Annotated in this window: 15 protein-coding genes; 8 read left to right on the forward strand and 7 right to left on the reverse strand. The window is 69.3% G+C overall.

The features are described from left to right. The first annotated feature begins 104 nt into the window (after nucleotides 1-104). The 4 genes from A7B20_RS12215 to A7B20_RS12230 all read left to right on the forward strand — a co-directional run bounded on the left by A7B20_RS12215 (nucleotide 105) and on the right by A7B20_RS12230 (nucleotide 6,725). On the forward strand, nucleotides 105-1,190 hold the full coding sequence (locus A7B20_RS12215) for a TRAP transporter substrate-binding protein (protein ID WP_102108863.1): 1,086 nt from the start codon (nucleotides 105-107) through the stop codon (nucleotides 1,188-1,190). A gap of 128 nt (nucleotides 1,191-1,318) precedes the next feature. Next, nucleotides 1,319-2,296 (forward strand): TRAP transporter small permease subunit, encoded by a 978-nt coding sequence (locus A7B20_RS12220; RefSeq protein WP_102108864.1) that lies wholly within the window; start codon nucleotides 1,319-1,321, stop codon nucleotides 2,294-2,296. A gap of 21 nt (nucleotides 2,297-2,317) precedes the next feature. Continuing rightward, nucleotides 2,318-4,960: a TRAP transporter large permease gene (locus A7B20_RS12225; protein ID WP_102108865.1), complete on the forward strand. Its 2,643-nt coding sequence runs from the start codon at nucleotides 2,318-2,320 to the stop codon at nucleotides 4,958-4,960. Nucleotides 4,961-5,498: 538 nt separating this feature from the next. Then, nucleotides 5,499-6,725, forward strand: coding sequence for an MFS transporter (locus A7B20_RS12230; RefSeq protein WP_102108866.1), 1,227 nt, complete (start codon nucleotides 5,499-5,501; stop codon nucleotides 6,723-6,725). A gap of 4 nt (nucleotides 6,726-6,729) precedes the next feature. Here the strand turns inward: A7B20_RS12230 and A7B20_RS12235 are convergent, their stop codons facing one another. Then, nucleotides 6,730-8,277, reverse strand: coding sequence for an AMP-binding protein (locus tag A7B20_RS12235; protein WP_102108867.1), 1,548 nt, complete (start codon nucleotides 8,275-8,277; stop codon nucleotides 6,730-6,732). 154 nt (nucleotides 8,278-8,431) lie between these two features. Between A7B20_RS12235 and A7B20_RS12240 the strand changes: the two genes are divergently transcribed. Next, a complete protein-coding gene (locus A7B20_RS12240; RefSeq protein WP_102108868.1) occupies nucleotides 8,432-8,983 on the forward strand; it encodes a peptidoglycan-binding domain-containing protein in 552 nt (183 codons plus the stop codon). Between the two features lie 407 nt (nucleotides 8,984-9,390). On the opposite strand, the gene A7B20_RS12245 is transcribed toward A7B20_RS12240, so the two are convergent. The 5 genes from A7B20_RS12245 to gor form a co-directional block, all read right to left on the reverse strand. Then, nucleotides 9,391-10,887: a DegQ family serine endoprotease gene (locus A7B20_RS12245; protein WP_102108869.1), complete on the reverse strand. Its 1,497-nt coding sequence runs from the start codon at nucleotides 10,885-10,887 to the stop codon at nucleotides 9,391-9,393. Between the two features lie 130 nt (nucleotides 10,888-11,017). Next, nucleotides 11,018-11,212 (reverse strand): DUF2065 family protein, encoded by a 195-nt coding sequence (locus A7B20_RS12250; RefSeq protein ID WP_102108870.1) that lies wholly within the window; start codon nucleotides 11,210-11,212, stop codon nucleotides 11,018-11,020. Nucleotides 11,213-11,218: 6 nt separating this feature from the next. Beyond that, nucleotides 11,219-12,367 (reverse strand): protease modulator HflC, encoded by a 1,149-nt coding sequence (hflC, locus tag A7B20_RS12255; RefSeq protein ID WP_102108871.1) that lies wholly within the window; start codon nucleotides 12,365-12,367, stop codon nucleotides 11,219-11,221. Continuing rightward, nucleotides 12,367-13,536 carry an FtsH protease activity modulator HflK gene (gene hflK, locus A7B20_RS12260; RefSeq protein WP_102108872.1) on the reverse strand — a complete coding sequence of 390 codons (1,170 nt, stop codon included), beginning with the start codon at nucleotides 13,534-13,536 and terminating at the stop codon, nucleotides 12,367-12,369. Before hflK ends, hflC begins: the two co-directional genes overlap by 1 nt. A 123-nt stretch (nucleotides 13,537-13,659) precedes the next feature. Then, nucleotides 13,660-15,018 (reverse strand): glutathione-disulfide reductase, encoded by a 1,359-nt coding sequence (gene gor, locus A7B20_RS12265; RefSeq protein WP_102108873.1) that lies wholly within the window; start codon nucleotides 15,016-15,018, stop codon nucleotides 13,660-13,662. Nucleotides 15,019-15,189: 171 nt separating this feature from the next. Between gor and A7B20_RS12270 the strand changes: the two genes are divergently transcribed. Beyond that, nucleotides 15,190-15,972, forward strand: coding sequence for an EF-hand domain-containing protein (locus tag A7B20_RS12270; protein ID WP_102108874.1), 783 nt, complete (start codon nucleotides 15,190-15,192; stop codon nucleotides 15,970-15,972). A 186-nt stretch (nucleotides 15,973-16,158) separates the two neighbouring features. Here the strand turns inward: A7B20_RS12270 and rpiA are convergent, their stop codons facing one another. Beyond that, the gene (rpiA, locus tag A7B20_RS12275; protein ID WP_102108875.1) at nucleotides 16,159-16,947 is read right to left on the reverse strand and encodes a ribose-5-phosphate isomerase RpiA; all 789 of its coding nucleotides are present in this window, start codon (nucleotides 16,945-16,947) and stop codon (nucleotides 16,159-16,161) included. A gap of 190 nt (nucleotides 16,948-17,137) precedes the next feature. Here rpiA and A7B20_RS12280 point away from each other — a divergent pair, with 190 nt between their 5' ends. Continuing rightward, nucleotides 17,138-18,202 (forward strand): type III polyketide synthase, encoded by a 1,065-nt coding sequence (locus A7B20_RS12280; RefSeq protein ID WP_245866862.1) that lies wholly within the window; start codon nucleotides 17,138-17,140, stop codon nucleotides 18,200-18,202. Then, complete coding sequence (locus tag A7B20_RS12285) at nucleotides 18,199-18,690, forward strand: isoprenylcysteine carboxyl methyltransferase family protein (RefSeq protein ID WP_102108876.1); 492 nt, start codon at nucleotides 18,199-18,201, stop codon at nucleotides 18,688-18,690. The genes A7B20_RS12280 and A7B20_RS12285 overlap by 4 nt, the downstream gene beginning before the upstream one ends. Nucleotides 18,691-18,746 lie beyond the last annotated feature (56 nt).

Consider the following 18,746-nt stretch of genomic DNA (forward strand, 5'->3'; position numbering starts at 1 on the left):
CCTGCGACGGCACGGCGCGCCGAAAGGGGTATGCGCAGGCAACCGCGCAGAATAGAACGGGAAGGGGCCTTCGGGCACGACCAACTGAGGAGGAAAACAAGAAGATGCAACGACGCAAGTTTCTGAAGGCCGCGGCAAGCGGCACGGTGGCATCCGCCGCGCTGGCCGCACCGGCCCTCGCGCAGGAGCGCAAGGACATGGTCATCGTCTCGACCTGGGGCCGCGACTTTCCCGGCCTCGGCACCAGCGGCCAGCGCCTTGCCGAGAGGATCGAGGAACTGACCGAAGGCCGGATCGCGGTCCAGTACTTCGCGGCGGGCGAGCGCGTGGGCGCGTTCGACAGCTTCGACGAGGTCGCGTCGGGCAACGCCCAGGCCTATTGCGGCACCGATTACTACTGGAAGGGCAAGCACCCCGGCTGGGCGCCCTTCACCGCCGTGCCGTTCGGCCTGACCTATACCGAGATGGACGCCTGGATGAAGTTCGGCGGCGGCCAGGCCTTGCTGGACAAGATCGGCGCCGAGTTCGGCATCAAGGGCATCCCCTGCGGCAACACCGGCCTGCAGATGGGCGGCTGGTTCAACAAGGAGATCAACTCGCCCGAGGACCTGAAGGGCCTGAAGATGCGCATCCCCGGCCTCGGCGGCGACGTCATGGCCAAGGTCGGCGCCTCGCCCGTGTCGCTGCCCGGCGGCCAGATCTACGAGAACCTCGTCTCCGGCGCCATCGACGCGACCGAGTGGGTGGGACCGTGGAACGACTACTTCCTGAAGCTCTACGAGGCCGCCAAGTACTACTACTGGCCGGGCATGCACGAGCCGGGAAGCCAGGTCAGCCTCGGCATGAACAAGGCGTGGTGGGACGGTCTTTCGGACCAGGACAAGCGGCTGATCACCGTCGCCTGCGCCGAGGAGAACGCCATGCAGGCGGCCGAGACCAACTACAACAACGGCATCTACCTCAACAAGCTCATCAACGAGTACGGCGTCGAGCTGCGCGAGTTCAACGATGACGTCTACGAGGCCTTCGGCGACGCCGCCACCGAGGTGATCGAGGAAACCCGCGACCACAGCGAGCTGGCGAAGGAGATCGTCGACAGCTTCCTCGACGCCCGCGCGAACGTCGGCGCCTGGAGCAACTACTCCGACGCGCCCTACGTCGCCAAGCGCAACCGCTATCTCGACATCTGACGGACCGGCGCCCCGGCCGGTGCCGGGGCGTCACCGGAGGTACAGGGATCCTGCCGGGGCGGGCACAGCCCCCGCCCCGGCACAAGGGTAACGAGGGCTGAACGGCCCGACGGGGGAGTGCAGGCGCAATGACGCAGGCAGAAGGTGCACGCGCGATCGTCGCGCGGTCTTTCGGTTGGATGATGCTGGCGGTGATGGCCGCCTTTCTCGTGAACGTGGTGCTGACATTCTGGTTCGCCTTTCCGGGCGCCGCCGCGGCCTTCGCGGGCGGCCCGGACATGGGCCCCGCCATCGTGCAATGCGCGCTCTATCCGGCGCTCGCGCTGCTCGGAGCCTGGCTGATGGTGCTGCGGCAGCCCGACATGACGCTGCGCGACGACGCGGCGCGGGTGACTTCGATCAACCGTTTCCTGGTGCGCGCCGCCTTCTGGGTGGTGGTCTTCGTCGGCATCGGCGACGCGGTCCTGTCCTTCCTGCGCATCGACGGCCTGCTCGACCCGCTGGTCGGACCCGAGATCGCCGGCAACCTCGGCCGCTCCGCCTATCGCGGGCTCTATTTCCACGTGCCGCTGATCCTGCTCGGCATCCTCGTCGCCGCCGTCACCCGGTCCCTCGGGTTCATCTGGCTGTCGCTGCTGGTGGTGCTGGCCGAGCTGCTGATCGTGTTCAGCCGCTTCATCTTCTCCTACGAACAGGCCTTCATGTCCGACCTCGTGCGCTTCTGGTACGGCGCGCTGTTCCTGTTCGCCTCCGCCTATACCCTGCTCGAGGACGGCCATGTCCGGGTCGACCTGCTCTATGCCGGGATGCGGCGCGAGGCGAAGGGGCGGGTCAACGCCGTGGGCGCGATCTGCCTCGGGATGCTGCTCTGCTGGACGATCCTGATCATCGGCTTCGGCTCCTCCTCCAGCATCATCGTCGGCCCGATCCTGGTCTACGAGATCACGCAGTCGGGCTTCGGGCTGTTCGTGAAATACTTCATGGCCGGGTTCCTCGGCGTGTTCGCGGTGACGATGATGATCCAGTTCGTCGCCCAGTTCTTCGAGGGCGTCGCCGACAGGCGCGGCGAGCCGGGCGCGCGCGAGACGCACGCCGAAGCCCTTTAACCACAGCCGGGGACGCCGCGCATGGAACTCTTCTTCCTCCTCCTGTTGATCGGGCTGATGGCCTTCGCGCTCGGCTCGGGCTATCCCGTCGCCTTCGCCCTGCCCGGCTCGGCGATCATCACCGTGCTGCTGGCCGCCATCGCGGGCTACTTCTTCGGCGGCGGCACCGACGCCTACTTCGCCTCCGGAGGCCCCTCGCAATGGCTTTCGGCGGGGGTGACGAACCTGCGGGGGGTCTACTGGGAACCCGAACGCGACACGCTGATCGCGATCCCGCTGTTCATCTTCATGGGCATCATGCTCCAGCGCTCGAAGATCGCCGAGGACCTGCTGGTCACGATGGCCCAGCTCTTCGGCCCGGTGCCGGGCGGCCTCGGCATCTCGGTCGTCGTGGTGGGCGCGCTGCTTGCCGCCACCACCGGCATCGTCGGCGCGACCGTCGTCGCCATGGGCCTGATCTCGCTGCCCGCGATGATGCGGAACGGCTATTCCAACCCGCTGTCGTCGGGGATCATTGCCGCCTCCGGCACGCTCGGCCAGATCATCCCGCCCTCGATCGTGCTCATCATCCTGGCCGACCAGCTGGCCTCCGCCGTCGACCAGGCCGGCCAGACCCGGCAGGAGCTCTACAAGGCTGTCACCGGCGAGATCGTGATGCCCTCGGAATACGCCGTGGTCTCGACCAGCGCGGGCGACATGTTCCTCGGCGCGCTGGTGCCGGGCCTGCTGCTCGTCGGCATCTACATCCTGTTCATCCTCGCCGTGGCCGTGCTGTTCCCGAAACTGGCCCCGGCCGTCCCCTACGAGGGGAAGTACGACCTGCGCTTCCTCGGCAAGGTGTTCCTCGCCATGGTGCCGCCGCTGGCGCTGATCATCCTCGTCCTCGGCTCGATCATCGGCGGCATCGCCACGGTGAACCAGGCGGGGGCCATCGGTGCCGTCGGCGCGATGATCATGGCCGGCTACCGCCTGCATCCCGGCGGTCGACTGCGATACGTCCCGGCGATCCTCGCGCTGACCGCCATGGCGCTGCTCGTCTTCGTGCTCTCGACCTACGACACCAACGTCCAGAACATCCAGAGCGCGGATGACTGGTTCGGCGTCCAGCTGGCCGTCGTCGCGGTGCTGCTGCTGGTCGTCTCCATCGCCTGGAGCGGCTACCGCGCCTTCGTCACCGACGACGCCCTGACCGGCGTGATGGTCGAGACGGCGAAGACCACCTCGCTCGTCTTCATCATCCTGCTCGGCGCCGCGATGCTGACCGCCGCCTTCCGCTCCTTCGGGGGAGAAGAGCTGGTCAAGCACTTCCTCGAAGGCCTGCCGGGCGGCTTCTGGACCAAGTTCGTGATCGTCATGGCGGTGATCTTCGTCCTCGGCTTCTTCCTCGACTTCATCGAGATCGCCGTGGTCGTGGTGCCCATCGTCTCGCCGATCCTTCTGGCCGACCCCGAGGCGAACGTCTCGGCCGTCTGGCTCGGCGTGATGATCGGTCTGAACATCCAGACCTCGTTCCTGACGCCGCCCTTCGGCTTCGCGCTGTTCTACCTGCGCGGCGTGGCCCCGGCGGCGGTCAGGACGATCCAGATCTACAAGGGCGTCGTGTCCTTCATCTGCCTCCAGCTCCTCGCGCTGGTGATCGTCGCCTTCTACCCGCCGCTGGTGAACTACCTGCCCGCGCGAAGCTCGCTCACCGCCGAAACCGCGCCGCCGCCGGTGAACCCGGCGCTGCAGCACTGCGTCGAGAACTGGGTCGCCCACGCCTTCGACGAGCGCGGGACCGAGATCAAGGCCGCCGTCGACCGCGCCGCCGCGCTCGACCTCTCCTATCTTCCCGAGGATCTGCGCGAGGACTTCCAGGAGGGCGTCGAGAAGGCCGGGGAGTCCTTCACGCTGATGGCCGAGATCCAGGACATCAAGCGCCGACTCGCCGAAGGCGCGGTGGACTACCGCCCCGAACACCGGATCGTCCGCGCCATCCAGCGCGACGCCCGCCGGATCGAGGTGCAGCTCTCCGAGCTCGAAACTCGCATCCGCCGCGGCTTCGGCGACACCGAGGCGCTGCAGGCCCGCTACGACCGGCTTGAGGCCGAGCACGACGCGCTGCTCGCCCAGATCCCCGGGACCTGGACCGACACCCAGGCGGCCTACAACAGGATCACCTCGGAGGACCGGAGCACCCGCACCACCTACCGCCGGACGGTGGACCAAGCCTATGAGCCGCTGGTCGGGCTGATCTCCGTGATCGAGGCCCGCGACGCCCTCGCGCAGCTGGCGGAGCCGCTGAGCCAGCTCGCCGCCGACGCGCCGTCGATGGACCGCGACATGGCGGACGAGCGGTTCAAGGAGGTGGAACGCCAGTTCGGCGAGGTGGCGGGCGCGGGCGACATCCGCGGGCTGCTGGCGGACGCGCGGCGCGAGATCGACGCCCGCTCCCCCGACCCGGAGAAGGCCGCGGAGTACCTCGCCGAGGCACAGGCGCTGTTCCGGAGCGAACTCGACTGGCGCAGCCGCGCCCGGAGCGACCTGCTGCCCGAACTGATGGCCTACGACGAGGCCATCAAGGGCACGATCGGCCTGCGCCAGCAGCCCCGCCTGCCCCACGAACAGGCCCTGTTCATCGCCTCCTGCAACTCGATCCACCGCGACATCTCGCTGAACTTCTGACGCGATCTTCGGAACGGCACCGCATCCCGCGCGGTGCCGTTTCTCGGGTCGGGTACCTCCCTTGGCCGGATCGACCCCGCGCATCCGGCGACCCGCGCCGCCCTGCGCCCGCACCACCCATCTTTGCTTCCTAAATATCCCCGCCGGAGGCTCCGCCTCCTCGACCCGCGCTTCCGCCTCCCCGAAGGGCGCGCGGCCGCCGCACGCCGCCCCGACCCCTGCGCGGATCGGGAGGACAGGAGCGAGGGGCCAGCCCCTCGCGCTCCCCGGGATATTTGGAAAGCAAAGATGGAGCGATCGTCCCCCCCGACGCGGTGGCGCGAAACGGGGGCGCGACGCCGGGGCTTCTCCCGACCGGGGCCGTCACCCCGCGCTCTCCGCGGCGCGGCGGCGGAGTTTCCCAAACTCCGTTCCGCCGGGCGCAGACACGGGGCGGATGATCTTCGCGAATTGCCCGAAAAAGCGACGGCATGTCGCCGCCGGCACATCATTCCCACACGTCCTGCGGCACAAGGCGCACAGCCGAAGAGATCCGACCATGCACCAGCGCTATATCCCCGAATGGCTCCGCCACCCCCCCACCCCCGGCGTGCGCGGCTTCGCGACCCTCGCGGGGATCGAGGCCGTGGCCCGGGGCATCCTGATCTCGGTCTATCCGCTGGCCGTCTTCAAGGCGCTCGGCGATGCCGCCCTGGTCTCGGCGGTCTATTTCGCGGTCGGCCTCGCCTCGCTCGCCTCGGGCCTGCTGGTGCCCTGGATCTCGCGCTTCGTGCCGCGCCGCTTCGTCTACATCTTCGGCTGCCTGCTCTATGCCACCGGCGCCTTCCTCGCGATCCAGGGCAGCGCCGCGGCGCTGATCGCCGGCCTTCTCTGCACCACCGCGGCCACCGTCACCTGCTTCGTGTGCTTCAACGCCTACGTGCTCGACTACATCGCCCGCGCCGATCTCGGGAAATGCGAGACCTCGCGGATGTTCTACAGCGCCCTCGGCTGGACGGTCGGCCCGGCCCTCGGGGTCTTCCTGCTGAAGGCCTGGGCGCCCGCGCCGTTCCTCGTCGCCGCGGCGGCGGCGCTTGCCATGGCGACGGTGTTCCTGGTCCTGCGCCTCGGCAACGGCAAGCTCATCACCCGGTCGCGCCGCCCCCCGGCCAACCCGCTGGCCTACCTGCCCCGCTTCGCGGCGCAGCCGCGGCTGGTGGCGGGCTGGCTCTTTGCCGTGATCCGCTCCTGCGGCTGGTGGGTCTATGTCGTCTACCTGCCGATCTTCGCCATCGAGAGCGGCCTCGGCGACCGGCTGGGCGGGATCGTGCTGTCGGTCACCAACGGCACCCTGTTCCTGACCCCGCTGATGCTGCGCTGGGTCCAGCGCCGCTCGCTGCGCCGGGCGATCCGCACCGGCTTCCTTGCCGCAGGGCTCCTGTTCAGCGGCGCGGCCCTCGCCGCCTCCCTGCCCTGGATCACCGTCCTCGCCCTGCTGGCGGGGTCGGGCTTCCTCATCCTGCTCGACATCTCGGCCGGCCTGCCGTTCCTCCTGGCCGTGCGCCCGGCGGAGCGCACCGAGATGTCCGCCGTCTATTCCACCTTCCGCGACGTCTCGGGCATCGCCACCCCCGCCGCCGCCTGGGCGGTGCTGGCGGTGGCGCCGGTCGCGGGTGTGTTCCTGGCCTCGGGCCTCGGCCTCCTCGCGGCCTATGCGCTGGCCGGGCGGCTGCCCCCCCGCCTCGGCCAGCCGCGCCGGAAGGCCCTTCGCCTCGCCGCCGCCTGAACGCTCACGCGTCCCGCAGCAGCCGCCGCAGGATCTTGCCCGAGGCCGACTTCGGCACCGACTCGACGAAGCTCACCGCGCGCAGGTGCTTGTAGCTCGCCAGCCTACCCGCGACATGGGCCTGCACCTCGGCCTCGCTCAGGCCCTGCCCCGGGGCGAGCACGACGAAGGCCACCGGCACCTCGCCCGCCTCGTCGTCCGGGCGTCCGATCACCGCCGCATCCACGATCGCGGGATGGCTCAGCAGCTCCGCCTCCAGCTCGGCCGGGGCCACCTGGAAGCCCTTGCACTTGATCAGCTCCTTCAGCCGGTCGGAGATGAAGACGTTCCCCTCCGCGTCCACATGGCCGATGTCGCCGGTGCGCAACCATCCCTCGCCCGGCATGGTCGCGGCCGTCGCGGCATCGTTGTTCAGGTAGCCGATCATCACCTGCGGTCCCCGCACCCACAGCTCACCGTCCTCCCCGGGCCCGAGGTCGGCGCCGCTCTCCACGTCCACGATCCGCCCCTCGGTCGAGGGCACGAGGACGCCGACCGACCCGCTGACCGACTTCCCCGGCACGTTGATCAGCGTCACCGGCGAGGTCTCGGACATGCCGTAGCCCTGGAACGCGTCGCAGCCCAGCCGCTGCGACACCGCTGCCGTGATCTCGCCGCTGAGCGGCGCCGCGCCGGACATCAGGATCTCGACCGAGGCGAGGTCGAACCGGTCGACCAGCGGATGCTTGGCCAGCGCCAGCCCCACCGGCGGAACGATGAAGAGCGAGCGCGCCCGGTGCTCCTGCGCGAGCCTCAGGAACATCTCGAGGTCGAACCGCGGCAGGGTGACCAGCGTGCCGCCCCCGGCGAGGAACATGTTCAACTGCACCTGCATCCCGTAGATGTGGAAGAACGGCAGGAAACAGGGCGTCACGTCGCCCGGCCGGATCACGCCCATGGCGATGCACTGGTCGACGTTGGCCACGAGGTTGCGATGGCTCAGCATCACGCCCTTCGGCAGCCCGGTCGTGCCCGAGGAATAGGGCATCATCGCCACGTGGGAGTCGAGGTCCACCGGCACCTGCGCCTCCAGCGGATCGCCCATCAGCGCCGCCATGGCATCCGGCCCCTCCCCGTCCATCACGACCACCCGCCGCACCCCGCTGCCCTCCGCCGCCGCCCGCGCCGTGTCGATGAAGGCCGCGGTGGTGAACAGGATGTCGGCCCCGGCATCCTGCAGCTGGTGGGCGACCTCGCGCGCGGTGTAAGCGGGGTTGATCGTCGTCACCGTCCCCCCGGCCCAGAGCGCACCGTGCTTCACCACGCCGAAGGCGGGCATGTTCGGCGCCATCAGCGCCACCACCTGCCCCGCGCCGAAGCCAGCGGCGGAAAGTCCCCCGGCCAGCCGCTTCACGCTGTCGACGAAGGCTCCGGCCTGCATCGTCTCGCCGCTCGGCCCGTCGATCAGCACCACGTCGTCCTGCGGACGACCGGCCAGCCCCTCGAACACCCGCTCGGTGATCGTCTGCTCCTTCAGCGCCAAGGGGCTGAAAGGGCTCTTGAAAATTCCCATGATCGTCTCCTCCCTCAAGTCGGGAGGATAGGCGGGTTGTGGCAGAAATGGCAAAACAATCCTGCGCTGTTCCGCCGTATCGACCTCCGGCTTCCGCGGGGACAGCCGATCGGCTAGGATTCCGGGGAACGACCCGTCAGAGGCCGCGAGCAGAATGTCGAAGACCCGCACCGCCCGCGCAACCTGCGCCCTGTGGCTGCCTGCGCTTCTCGCGGGCTGCGTCGCCTCGGCGCCCGATGTCGCGCGGTTCGTCGAGCCCCAGATCGCCCCCGCGGAAGCGGCCGAGGCGACCGGCGACGCCGCCACCGGCTGTTTCGACACGGTGACCATCCCCGCCGTGGTCGAGACCCGGACCGAGCACATCCTGGCCGCCCCGGATGCCTCCTCCGCTGCCGCGGAGGCGGACGCGCCTGCCCGCTACGAGACCGTGACCGAAACCCGCATCCTGCAGGACCGCCGCGAGATCGTCCTGCAGACCGTCTGCGCGCACGAGCAGACCCCGGCCTTCATCGCGAGCCTCCAGCGCGCCCTGCAGGTACGGGGACACTACACGGGCGCCGTGACGGGCGAGATGGACGCCGCCACACGCGCCGCGGTGCGCCGCTACCAGGGACAACAGGGCCTGAACGCCTCGGCGCTGAGCCTCGCCGGCGCCAAGCGCCTGGGCCTCGCCGTCTATACCGAGGAAGAGGCTATCGAGGGCTGACCGGCGCCCGCCCCCGGCTGCCGTGTTTCTTCTTTGCCTCAAATACTCCCGCCGGAGGCGTTCCGCCGGTCATGTCCCGCGCCCCCGTCGATCCGCCGGGTGCCGGTCCACGGTCGCCCCTGCCGTCCCGCCACTCCGGTGCCAGGCCATTTTCCTGAAGGAAAATGGTCCGGTTTCCTCAAGGAAACCGGCTCCCGATCATCGGAGATAGCGCGGGATCAGGCACCCGCGCGGACCGACCTCTCCATCCTGCGCCATTTTTCTCAAGAAAAATGGACCGGTTTCCTTGAGGAAACCGGCACCCCACTTGGGGCTGGAGGTTTCGCCCGCACCACATATCCGCTCGGGCATAAAGCAAAGGGGCGCCCCGGAAGGCGCCCCCGTCATTTCCGTCTTCGAGGGAGGGACTAGTCCAGCGTCAGCGCCACGAAGCGCGGCTCGCCCTCGCGGCGCACGAGAAGCAGCAGGGACTTGCGCCCGCCCTCCTTCGCCTCGGCGATGCGGTCCTCCAGGTCCTGCGGGACGGACACCTTTTGCTGACCGGCCTCGGTGATGACGTCGCCCGCGCGGATGTTCTTCTCGTAGGCCTCGCTGTCGCCCGCCACGTCGGTCACGACCAGACCCTCGGCCGCGTCGCCGAGCTTCAGCTCGCTCCTCAGTTCCTCGGTCATCTCCGACACGGTCAGGCCCAGCATCTCGCTCGTCGCCGGGTCGGCGGGGGTCTCGACCGCGGCCGGACGCGCGCTTTCCGCCTCTTCGCGGCGGCCGAGCGTGATCCTCAGCGTCTCGGTCTTGCCGTCGCGGTAGACGACCACGCGCACGGTCTTGCCCACGCTCGTGTTGCCCACGGTGCGCACCAGGCTGCGGGTGTCGGGCACGTCGACGCCGTCGAAGGACATGATGACGTCGCCCGACTTCATGCCGGCGTCCTTCGCGGGTCCGTCCGGCACGTCCGTCACCAGCGCGCCCGTGGCCTTCTCCAGCCCCATGCTCTCGGCGATGTCGGGGCTCACGTCCTGGATGCGGACGCCCAGCCAGCCGCGGCGGGTCTCGCCGAACTCCTTCAGCTGCGCCACGACCTTGCTGACGACGTTGCTGGACATGGCGAAGCCGATGCCGATGGAGCCGCCGTTCGGCGACAGGATCGCGGTGTTCACGCCGATCACCTCGCCGTCCATGTTGAACAGCGGCCCGCCCGAGTTGCCGCGGTTGATCGCGGCGTCGGTCTGGATGTAGTCGTCATAGGTGCCCGACAGTGCGCGGTTCCTGGCCGAGACGATCCCGGCCGAGATCGAGAAGCCCTGGCCCAGCGGGTTGCCCATGGCCATCACCCAGTCGCCGGTGCGCATCAGGTTGCTGTCGCCGAAGTTGACGAAGGGCAGCGGGCCGTCCGCCTCGACCTTCAGGAGCGCGATGTCGGTGTTCGGATCGGTGCCGACCAGCGTCGCGTCCAGGGTCTTGCCCGAGAAGAACTCGATCTGGATCTCGTCCGCGCCCTCGATGACGTGGTTGTTCGTCACGAGGTACCCGTCCTCGGAAATCACGAAGCCCGACCCCAGCGCCTGGCTGCGGCGCGGCGTGTTGCGGCCGCCCTGTCCGTTGCGGTCGTTGAACTCGCGGAAGAAATCCTCGAACGGCGAACCCTCGGGCACGATCGCCCCGGGCCCCGAGCGGGCGGCGACGGTCGTCGTCGTGGTGATGTTCACCACCGAGGGGCTGATCTGCTCGGCCAGGTCGGCAAAGCTTTCGGGCGCGGCGCGGGCGTGGGCGCCCAGCGTCTGCGCAAGGATCAGCGCGAGACCGAAGAACAGCGCCCAGAGCGCCTTCAGCGCCGTCTCGGCGGGCCGTTCGCGGGTCCGTGCAAGGGTCGATGTGCGAGATGTCACGTGATGCTCCTCCAGCATGGGGGACGGAAAGCGGCCGGTCCGGGGCCGCGGACCCGCCTTCCCTTTCGATGTAGTCTGTAGATACGCCCTGCAAGCCGCAACGCCAACAGATATCGCCGATCGTCAACAGCGCGTGAACGGCGCGGGGTCAGCCGCCCACCGCGCGGCCCAGCCAGACAAGCGCCACGCCCAGCGCCAGCGCGGCGAGGCCCAGCATCCGCCGCTGCTCCGGCTCCAGCCGCGCGAGGGCGGCCAGCAGGTCCTGAAGGCGCGAAGGGGCCAGTGCGAACACCAGCCCCTCCAGACAGAACACCAGACCGAGGGCCACCAGCAGCAGACCCATCGCCGCTTAGGGGTTGGCGGGCGCGGCCGGGGCGGCGGAGGCGTCGGCCGTCTCCGGCGTGGCCGCGCCACCGTCTGCCGCCCCGGTGGCATCGCTGCCCGGGGCCGCGGAGGCCGCCTGATCGTCGGCGGGCTCTGCCGCATCGCCCGCGGCGGTGTCGTCGACCGCCGGAGCCGACCCCGACGGCGCCGCCGAGGCCGAGCCCCCGCTGTCCGGCGCGGGCGTCGCCGTGCCGCCTTGCGGCTGGGCCGCAGCGCCATCCCCGGACGGTGCCGCGGTGCCCCGCGGCTGGGTCGAGCGCAGGTATTCGAAGAACTCCCCGTCCGGCGACATCACCATGGTCGAGTTCTGGCCTTGGAGCGAGCGCTGGTAGGCGGTCAGCGAGCGGTAGAACTCGAAGAACTCCTCGTCCTTGCCGAATGCCTCGGCGAAGATCCGGTTGCGCTCGGCATCGGCCTCGCCTCGGGTGACTTCCGCGTCGCGGGTGGCTTCCGACACCAGTTCGACCACCGTGCGGTCGGCCTGGGCGCGGACCCGCTGCGCCGCCTCCTCGCCGCGGGCGATCTCGTCGGCCGCCTCGCGCTCGCGCTCCGCGCGCATCCGCGCGAAGGTGGCGTCGAGGTTCTGCTCGGGCAGCGCGGTCTGCTTCAGGCGCACGTCCAGCACCTCCAGCCCCAGCGGGGCGGCGCGGGTGCGCGCCTGCTGGGTGATCCGCGCCATCAGCGTGGCCCGGTCCGACGACAGGATGGTGTTCGAGGTCACGCCGTCCGAACCCAGCACCGCGCGGATCTGCGGATTGATGATCCCGGCCAGCCGGTCCTCGGCCGCCCGTTCGCCGCCCACACCCACGGCCTGGCGGAACTGCACCACGTCGGCGATGCGGTAGCGGGCGAAGGCATCGACCACCAGGCGGCGGTCGTCGCTCGGCGTGACCTCGATCGGGTCGGTGTCGAGCGACAGGATCCGGTCGTCGTAATAGACGACGTCCTGGATGAACGGGATCTTGAACGCCAGACCCGGTTCTTCCTTCACCGCCTTGATCTGGCCGAACTGGAGCACCAGCGCCTTCTCGCGCTCGTCCACGATGAAGACGGAGGACAGCGCGACGGCGCCCAGCACCACGGCCACGGGCAGGATGAATGCGGATTTCTTCATCAGTTGGTTCCTCCGTTGCCCGGGGTCCGCACCGGCGGCGCGTTCCTGAGCTCGTTCAGCGGCAGGTAGGGCACGACACCGTTGGCCCCCCCGGCCTCGCCGTCGAGGATGATCTTGTCGACACGGCCCAGAACGTCCTCCATGGTCTCGAGATAGAGACGCTTGCGCGTCACCTCCGGCGCCTTCTCGTATTCCGTCAGGACCGAGCTGAAGCGGCTCGCCTCACCCTGCGCCTCGTTCACGACCTGCGCGCGATAGCCCTCGGCCTCTTCCAGAAGCTGCGCCGCCTCGCCGCGGGCGCCGGCAAGCGCCTGGTTGGCATAGGCGTCGGCCTGCCGCTGGAGCGTGTCGCGCTTCTGCTCGGCCGCCTGCACCTCGCGGAAGGCGTCGATCACCTCGCGCGGGGGGTCGGCCTTGTCGAGGTTCAGGCGGACGATGTTCACGCCGGAGTCGTAGCTGTCGAGAGTATCCTGGATCAGCTGGCGCACGGTATCGGCGATCAGGTCGCGGTCGCGGTTCAGGATCGGCGCCAGCTCGCTCCGGGCGATCACCTCGCGCATGGCGGACTCCGACACGGCGCGGATCGTCTGGCGCGCGTCGCGCAGGTTGAACAGGAACTTGGCGGGATCGTTGATGTTCCAGACGACCTCGAAGTCGATGTCCACGATGTTCTCGTCCGTCGTCAGCATCAGCCCCTCGTCGGAGCGTCCGCCCGAGTTGCCCGCGCCGATCACCTCGGTCTGCTCGCGCGTGACCGGCAGCACCTCGGCGGTCACCAGGGGCCACGGTGCGAAGTTCAGGCCCGGGCTGCCCGTCGACGAATACTTGCCGAGGAACAGCTCGACCGACTGCTCTTCCGGCTTGACGGTGTAGAAGCTGGAGAACACCCAGAGGCCCACGACCGCCAGTGCCGCGATTCCGATCGTCCCGCGCGAGATGCCGGGACCGCCCGGGCCGCCGGAGCCGCCGTTCATCGGGCCGCGCGGACCGCCGCGCCCGCCCATCAGCACCTTCAGCCGTTCCTGCCCCTTGCGGACCAGATCGTCGATCTCGGGAATCTGGGGGCCCTCCCCGGGCCGCCGCGGTGGCCGCCTGTCGCCGTCGTCTCCGTTGTTGCCGCCGCCGCCCCGGGGGCCGCTGCCCCAGGGTCCGCCATTGTTGCTGGCCATCTAGGTCGTTTCCCTTTTGTTGGTCAGTGTCCGTCGTAACTGTGCATTTGCCCGTCGAATTCAAGCGCCGCGGGGTGGGACGCGCTGCCTCACCCGACCCCCTTCTTCCGGGGGTGCGGAGGGTCAGCTGCGGCGCACCGGCGTGCGCATCGTCACCAGCTCTTCGGCGATGGTCGGATGCACCGCCACCGTGGCGTCGAAATCCTCCTTCGTCGCCCCCATCTTCACCGCGATCGCCGCCAGCTGGATCAGCTCGCCCGCCCCGTCCGCGACGATGTGGCAGCCGAGGACCCGCCGCGTGTCGGCGTCGACGATCAGCTTGAACAGCACCCTCTCGGGCCGCTTGATGAAGGCTGTCTTCATGGGCCGGAAGGCGGTGGCGTAGACCTCGATCTCGAAATCCTGCATCGCTTGCTCCTCGGTCAGGCCCACCGTGCCCATCTCGGGCTGGGTGAAGACGGCCGAAGGGATGCAGGCATACTCCATCTTCCGCTTCCTGCCGCCGAAGACGGTGTCGGCGAAGGCGTGCCCCTCGCGGATCGCCACCGGCGTCAGCGCCACGCGGTCGGTCACGTCGCCGATGGCATAGATCGAAGGCACGCTGGTCTGCGACCACTCGTTCACCTCGATGGCACCATGCTTCAGCGTCCGCACGCCGATTTCCTCCAGCCCCAGCCCGGCGCTGTTGGGCTTGCGCCCCGTGGCATAGAGCACCCGGTCATATGTGCGGTCCTTGCCGTTCGTCGCCTTGACGAAGATGCCCCCGTCCGTCTTCTCCATCGACATCACCGAGCAGCCGAGGTGCATGTCGATGCCGCTGTCGCCCATCTGCTCGCAGATGTGGCCCGCCACCTCCTCGTCGAAGCCGCGCAGGATCATGGCGCCGCGGTGCATCATCGACACCTCGACGCCGAGACCGTTCATCATGCAGGCGAATTCGCAGCCGATGTAACCCGCGCCGACGATCAGCAGCGATTTCGGCAGCTCCTCCATCAGGAACATGTCGTCGGAGGTGCAGGCGAGCTCCGAGCCCGGAAACTCCGGCACATGGGGATGCCCGCCGGTCGCGATAAGGATGTGCTTGGCGGTGACGCTTTCGCCGGTCGCAAGCTTCACGGTGTGGGGATCGGCCAGCGTCGCGCGGGCATCGAACAGCTTCACCCCCGCCTTCTCGAGGTTGGTGCGATAGATGTTCTCCAGCCGGTCCAGCTCCTCCCGCAGGTGGGGGTGGAACTTCTTCCAGTCGAAGCCGCGGTTCTCCAGGTCCCAGCCATAGGCGCGGCCCTGGTCGACCGCCTCGGCGAACTCCGAGGCGAAGACCATCAGCTTCTTCGGCACGCATCCGCGGATCACGCAGGTGCCGCCCATCCGGCTTTCCTCGGCCAGCCCGACCTTCGCACCGCCTTCCGCCGCCGCGATCCGCGCCGCCCTGACGCCGCCCGAGCCGCCGCCGATCACGAAGAGGTCGAAGTCGAAATCCATGAGCCGTCATCCTTTCAGCCGCGCCGCCGAGGTATCCCATAAGTCACCCTGCTTGACCAGAGCGCCGCCCGCCGCGGGTCCGCGCAGAGGGCGGGATACGAGGAATGTCGGAACATTCCGCCCGGCCCCCCGGTTTTTCCAGCAACGAAAGTCTTTACGAAAGGATACGCTTTGACCCGTACGTTTACCTCCGCCGTCGCCCTCATGCTGGCCGCCGCGCCGGCCCTTGCGCAGACCTCGGACACCGCCTCTGCCGACAATGGCGAGATTGCCGGGTATTGCGACCGTGCCTTCTATCCGGCCGACGAGAACGGCGACGGCATGATCTCGCAGGACGAGGCCGCGGCCCTTGGCAAGGCCGCCTACAAGAGCATCGACGCCAACGCGGACGGCTCCATCGACCGTGACGAACTGACGAACTGCATGGAGACGTCGGCCGCGATCCGGCAGGCGATGTCCGGCAGCACCGACGACGCCTTCGCCCGGCTCGACACCGACCAGAGCGGCGACATCAGCGCCAAGGAATACCAGACCTCGGTCAGCGAACACTGGAAGGACGCGCAGGCCTGGTCGGGCGACAGCGCCAAGGGCTGGAGCGGCGAGGACGTCTCGAACACCGGGCAGGACGCCACGGCCGAGGGGTCCAAGATGACCGGGGAGGAGTTCATGGCCCAGTCCGGCAACACCTTCCGCATGACCGACGCCGACCGCAGCGGCACGCTCAGCAAGGAGGAGTACGGCAGCCGGTCGCAGGCCTATGAATACGACGAGGATCTTGCCGGCAAGACCTTCGACGGGATGGACCAGAACGGCGACGACATGGTGAGCCAGGAAGAGTTCCTGGAAGCCATGGACAAGGCCCACGAGCAGGCCCGCACGGCGGCCGAGCACGACGGCTACTACGACTCCGCCAAGGGCGCACCGGCGACCTACATCTACATGTACGCGATGTGATTTCGGCGGGACGCTCGGCGGTCCGGGGGGGCCCCTGCCCCCCGGCCCGCCGCGCCGGGCACCCCATTAGGCTGTCACGATGCCTGCAATTCTGGTGGCCGCGACCGCAGGTCGCGCCGCCGGAATCGCACTTTCCCCACATTTTCCCGGGGTCTCCGGTCCTGACGGTCCGCGGTGGCGCGCCCTTCAGTCGCCGAGGTCGCGGAACAGGTTGTCATTCTCCATGAACTCGATCCGGTCCTCGCGGGTGACGCCTGTGTTGACGTCCTTCACCTCAACCCGCCCGTCGCCGTGGCCGATCACTACGATGTCGCAGATGTCGATGAATAGCCCGTTCTCGACCACCCCCGGGATCTGGTTGATGACCAGCGCCAGCTGCCGGGCATCGCCGATCCGCTTGAGGTGCAGATCGAGGATGTAATTGCCCTCGTCCGTGACATAGGGCGCGTCGCCCATCTGGCGGAGCGTGCCGTGGTCCCCCAGCACGTCGAGCGCCGCCAGCGTTTCCTCGACCAGCGCCTTGGTCGTGCGCCAGCCGAAGGGCACCACCTCGAGCGGCAGCGGGAAGGCGCCGAGGCACTGCACCTGCTTCGTCTGGTCGGCGATCACCACCATCTTGTCGCTGGCCGTCGCAACGATCTTCTCCTGCAGGAGCGCACCGCCGCCGCCCTTGATCAGGTTAAGCTCGCCGTCGAACTCGTCGGCGCCGTCGATCGTCACGTCGAGCCACTTCGCCTCGTCGAGGCTGACAACCTTGATGCCCACGCGCCGCGCCAGCTCGGCCGTGCGCGCCGAGGTCGGCACGCCGGTGATCCGCAGCCCGTCCTCCGTCACCATCTCGCCGAGGCAGCGCACCAGCCAGGCCGCGGTCGAGCCGGTGCCGAGCCCCACGCGCATCCCGTCCTCGACGAAGTCGCAGGCGCGCTTGGCGGCCACGAACTTGGCCGTGTCGATGGGCGAAAGGCGCGAGGACATCTGCGGTGCTCCTGCTTGGGTTGAAAATCTTCCGTCCGGTATAGGCAATGCAGGCGGCTGGATCGAGAGGCAATCGTGGCCGCGCGACGCAGCGGCGCTATGTCCTGCCGGGAACGATCGCGGGACCAGCGGCTTGTTCCCACAGTGTCGTAACCCGCCGCCACCGTTGGCGGCACAGTCTGGATCATCCGTGCCCATACCCAAACCCACCGCCGTGCGCCTGCTCGGCCTCGCCACGGCCCTGCCGCCCCACGCCCTGCCCCAGGACGAGGTGCTGGCCGAAGCCCGCCGGATCCTCGCGCCGAAGTTCCCGCAGTTCGAGAAGCTGGTCCCGGCCTTCACCACCGCCGGCGTCGACTGCCGCTATTCGGTCGCGCCCCTCGACTGGTTCGCCGAACCCCGCGACTGGCCCGAGCGGAACGCGCTCTACCTCGAGGGCGCCACGGGGCTGTTCGCCGAGGCCGCGCGCAGGGCGCTGGCCGACGCCGGTCTCGACGCGCGCGACGTCGATGTCGTCGTCACCGTGTCCTCGACCGGCCTCGCCACCCCCACGCTGGAAGCGCGGGCGGCGAAGGAGATGGGGTTCCGCGACGACGTCCGCCGGGTCCCGGTCTTCGGGCTCGGCTGCGCGGGGGGCGTGACCGGGCTCGCCACCGCGCGGGCGCTCGCCGCCGCCGATCCGGGGGTGAAGGTGCTGATGGTGTCGGTCGAATGCTGCACCCTTTCGTTCCGCACCGACCGGCTCAGAAAGGCCGACATCATCGCCACCGTCCTGTTCGGCGACGGCGCCGCCGCGGCGGTGCTGTCCACCGACGCGGCCTACGGCGCGCCCGAGTTCGGACGCGGGGTCGAACACCGCTGGCCCGACACGCTCGACATCATGGGATGGGCGGTCGAGCCCGACGGGCTCTCGGTGATCTTCGACCGCTCGATCCCGCAGTTCGCCACCGACAACTTCCGCGCCGCGACAGACGCGGCGCTGAAGGCCGGCGGCATGGAGATCGGCGCGCTCGACCGCATCGTGGCGCATCCGGGCGGCACGAAGGTGCTGGAGGCGCTGGAGCCCGCGCTGGACCTGCACGACGGCGCGCTGGACCACGAACGTGCGACCCTGCGCGCCAGCGGCAACATGTCGGCGCCGACCGTCCTGTTCGTCCTCGAACGGGTGCTGAAGGCACGGGAGACGGGGCAGATGATGCTGGCCGCCCTCGGCCCCGGCTTCACCGCCTCGTTCCTGCCGCTGCGCGTGACATGACCGCCGCTTGGATCTTCCTCGCCTTCCTCCTGCTGCAGCGCCTGTCCGAGCTGGCGATCGCACGGGCCAACACGGCCCGCCTGCTGGCCCGCGGCGCGACCGAGCACGGGACGGCGCATTATCCGCTGATCGTCGCGCTGCACACTGCCTGGCTGCTGGCCATCGCGGTGTTCGGCCACGACAACCCGGTGAGCCTGCCCTGGCTCGCCGCCTTCGCCCTGCTGCAGCTGTTCCGCCTCTGGATCCTCGCCTCGCTCGGGCGGCGCTGGACGACGCGGATCATCGTGCTCGACGAACCGCTGGTGGCCCGCGGCCCGTTCCGCTGGATCCGCCACCCGAACTACACGCTCGTGGTGGCCGAGATCGCGGTGGCGCCCATGGTCCTCGGCCTGTGGGAGGTCGCCTCGGTCTTCAGCCTGCTGAACGCCGCCGTCCTCGCCATCCGCATCCGCGCCGAGGACGCCGCCCTCGCCCCCCTGCGCCGCTGAGCGGAACACAAGTCGGGAAGCGCTGAGGAGAGGGGTGCCGGTGCGGGGGGGTGGCG

Source organism: Oceaniglobus roseus, assembly GCF_002869745.1.
GTDB lineage: Bacteria > Pseudomonadota > Alphaproteobacteria > Rhodobacterales > Rhodobacteraceae > Oceaniglobus > Oceaniglobus roseus.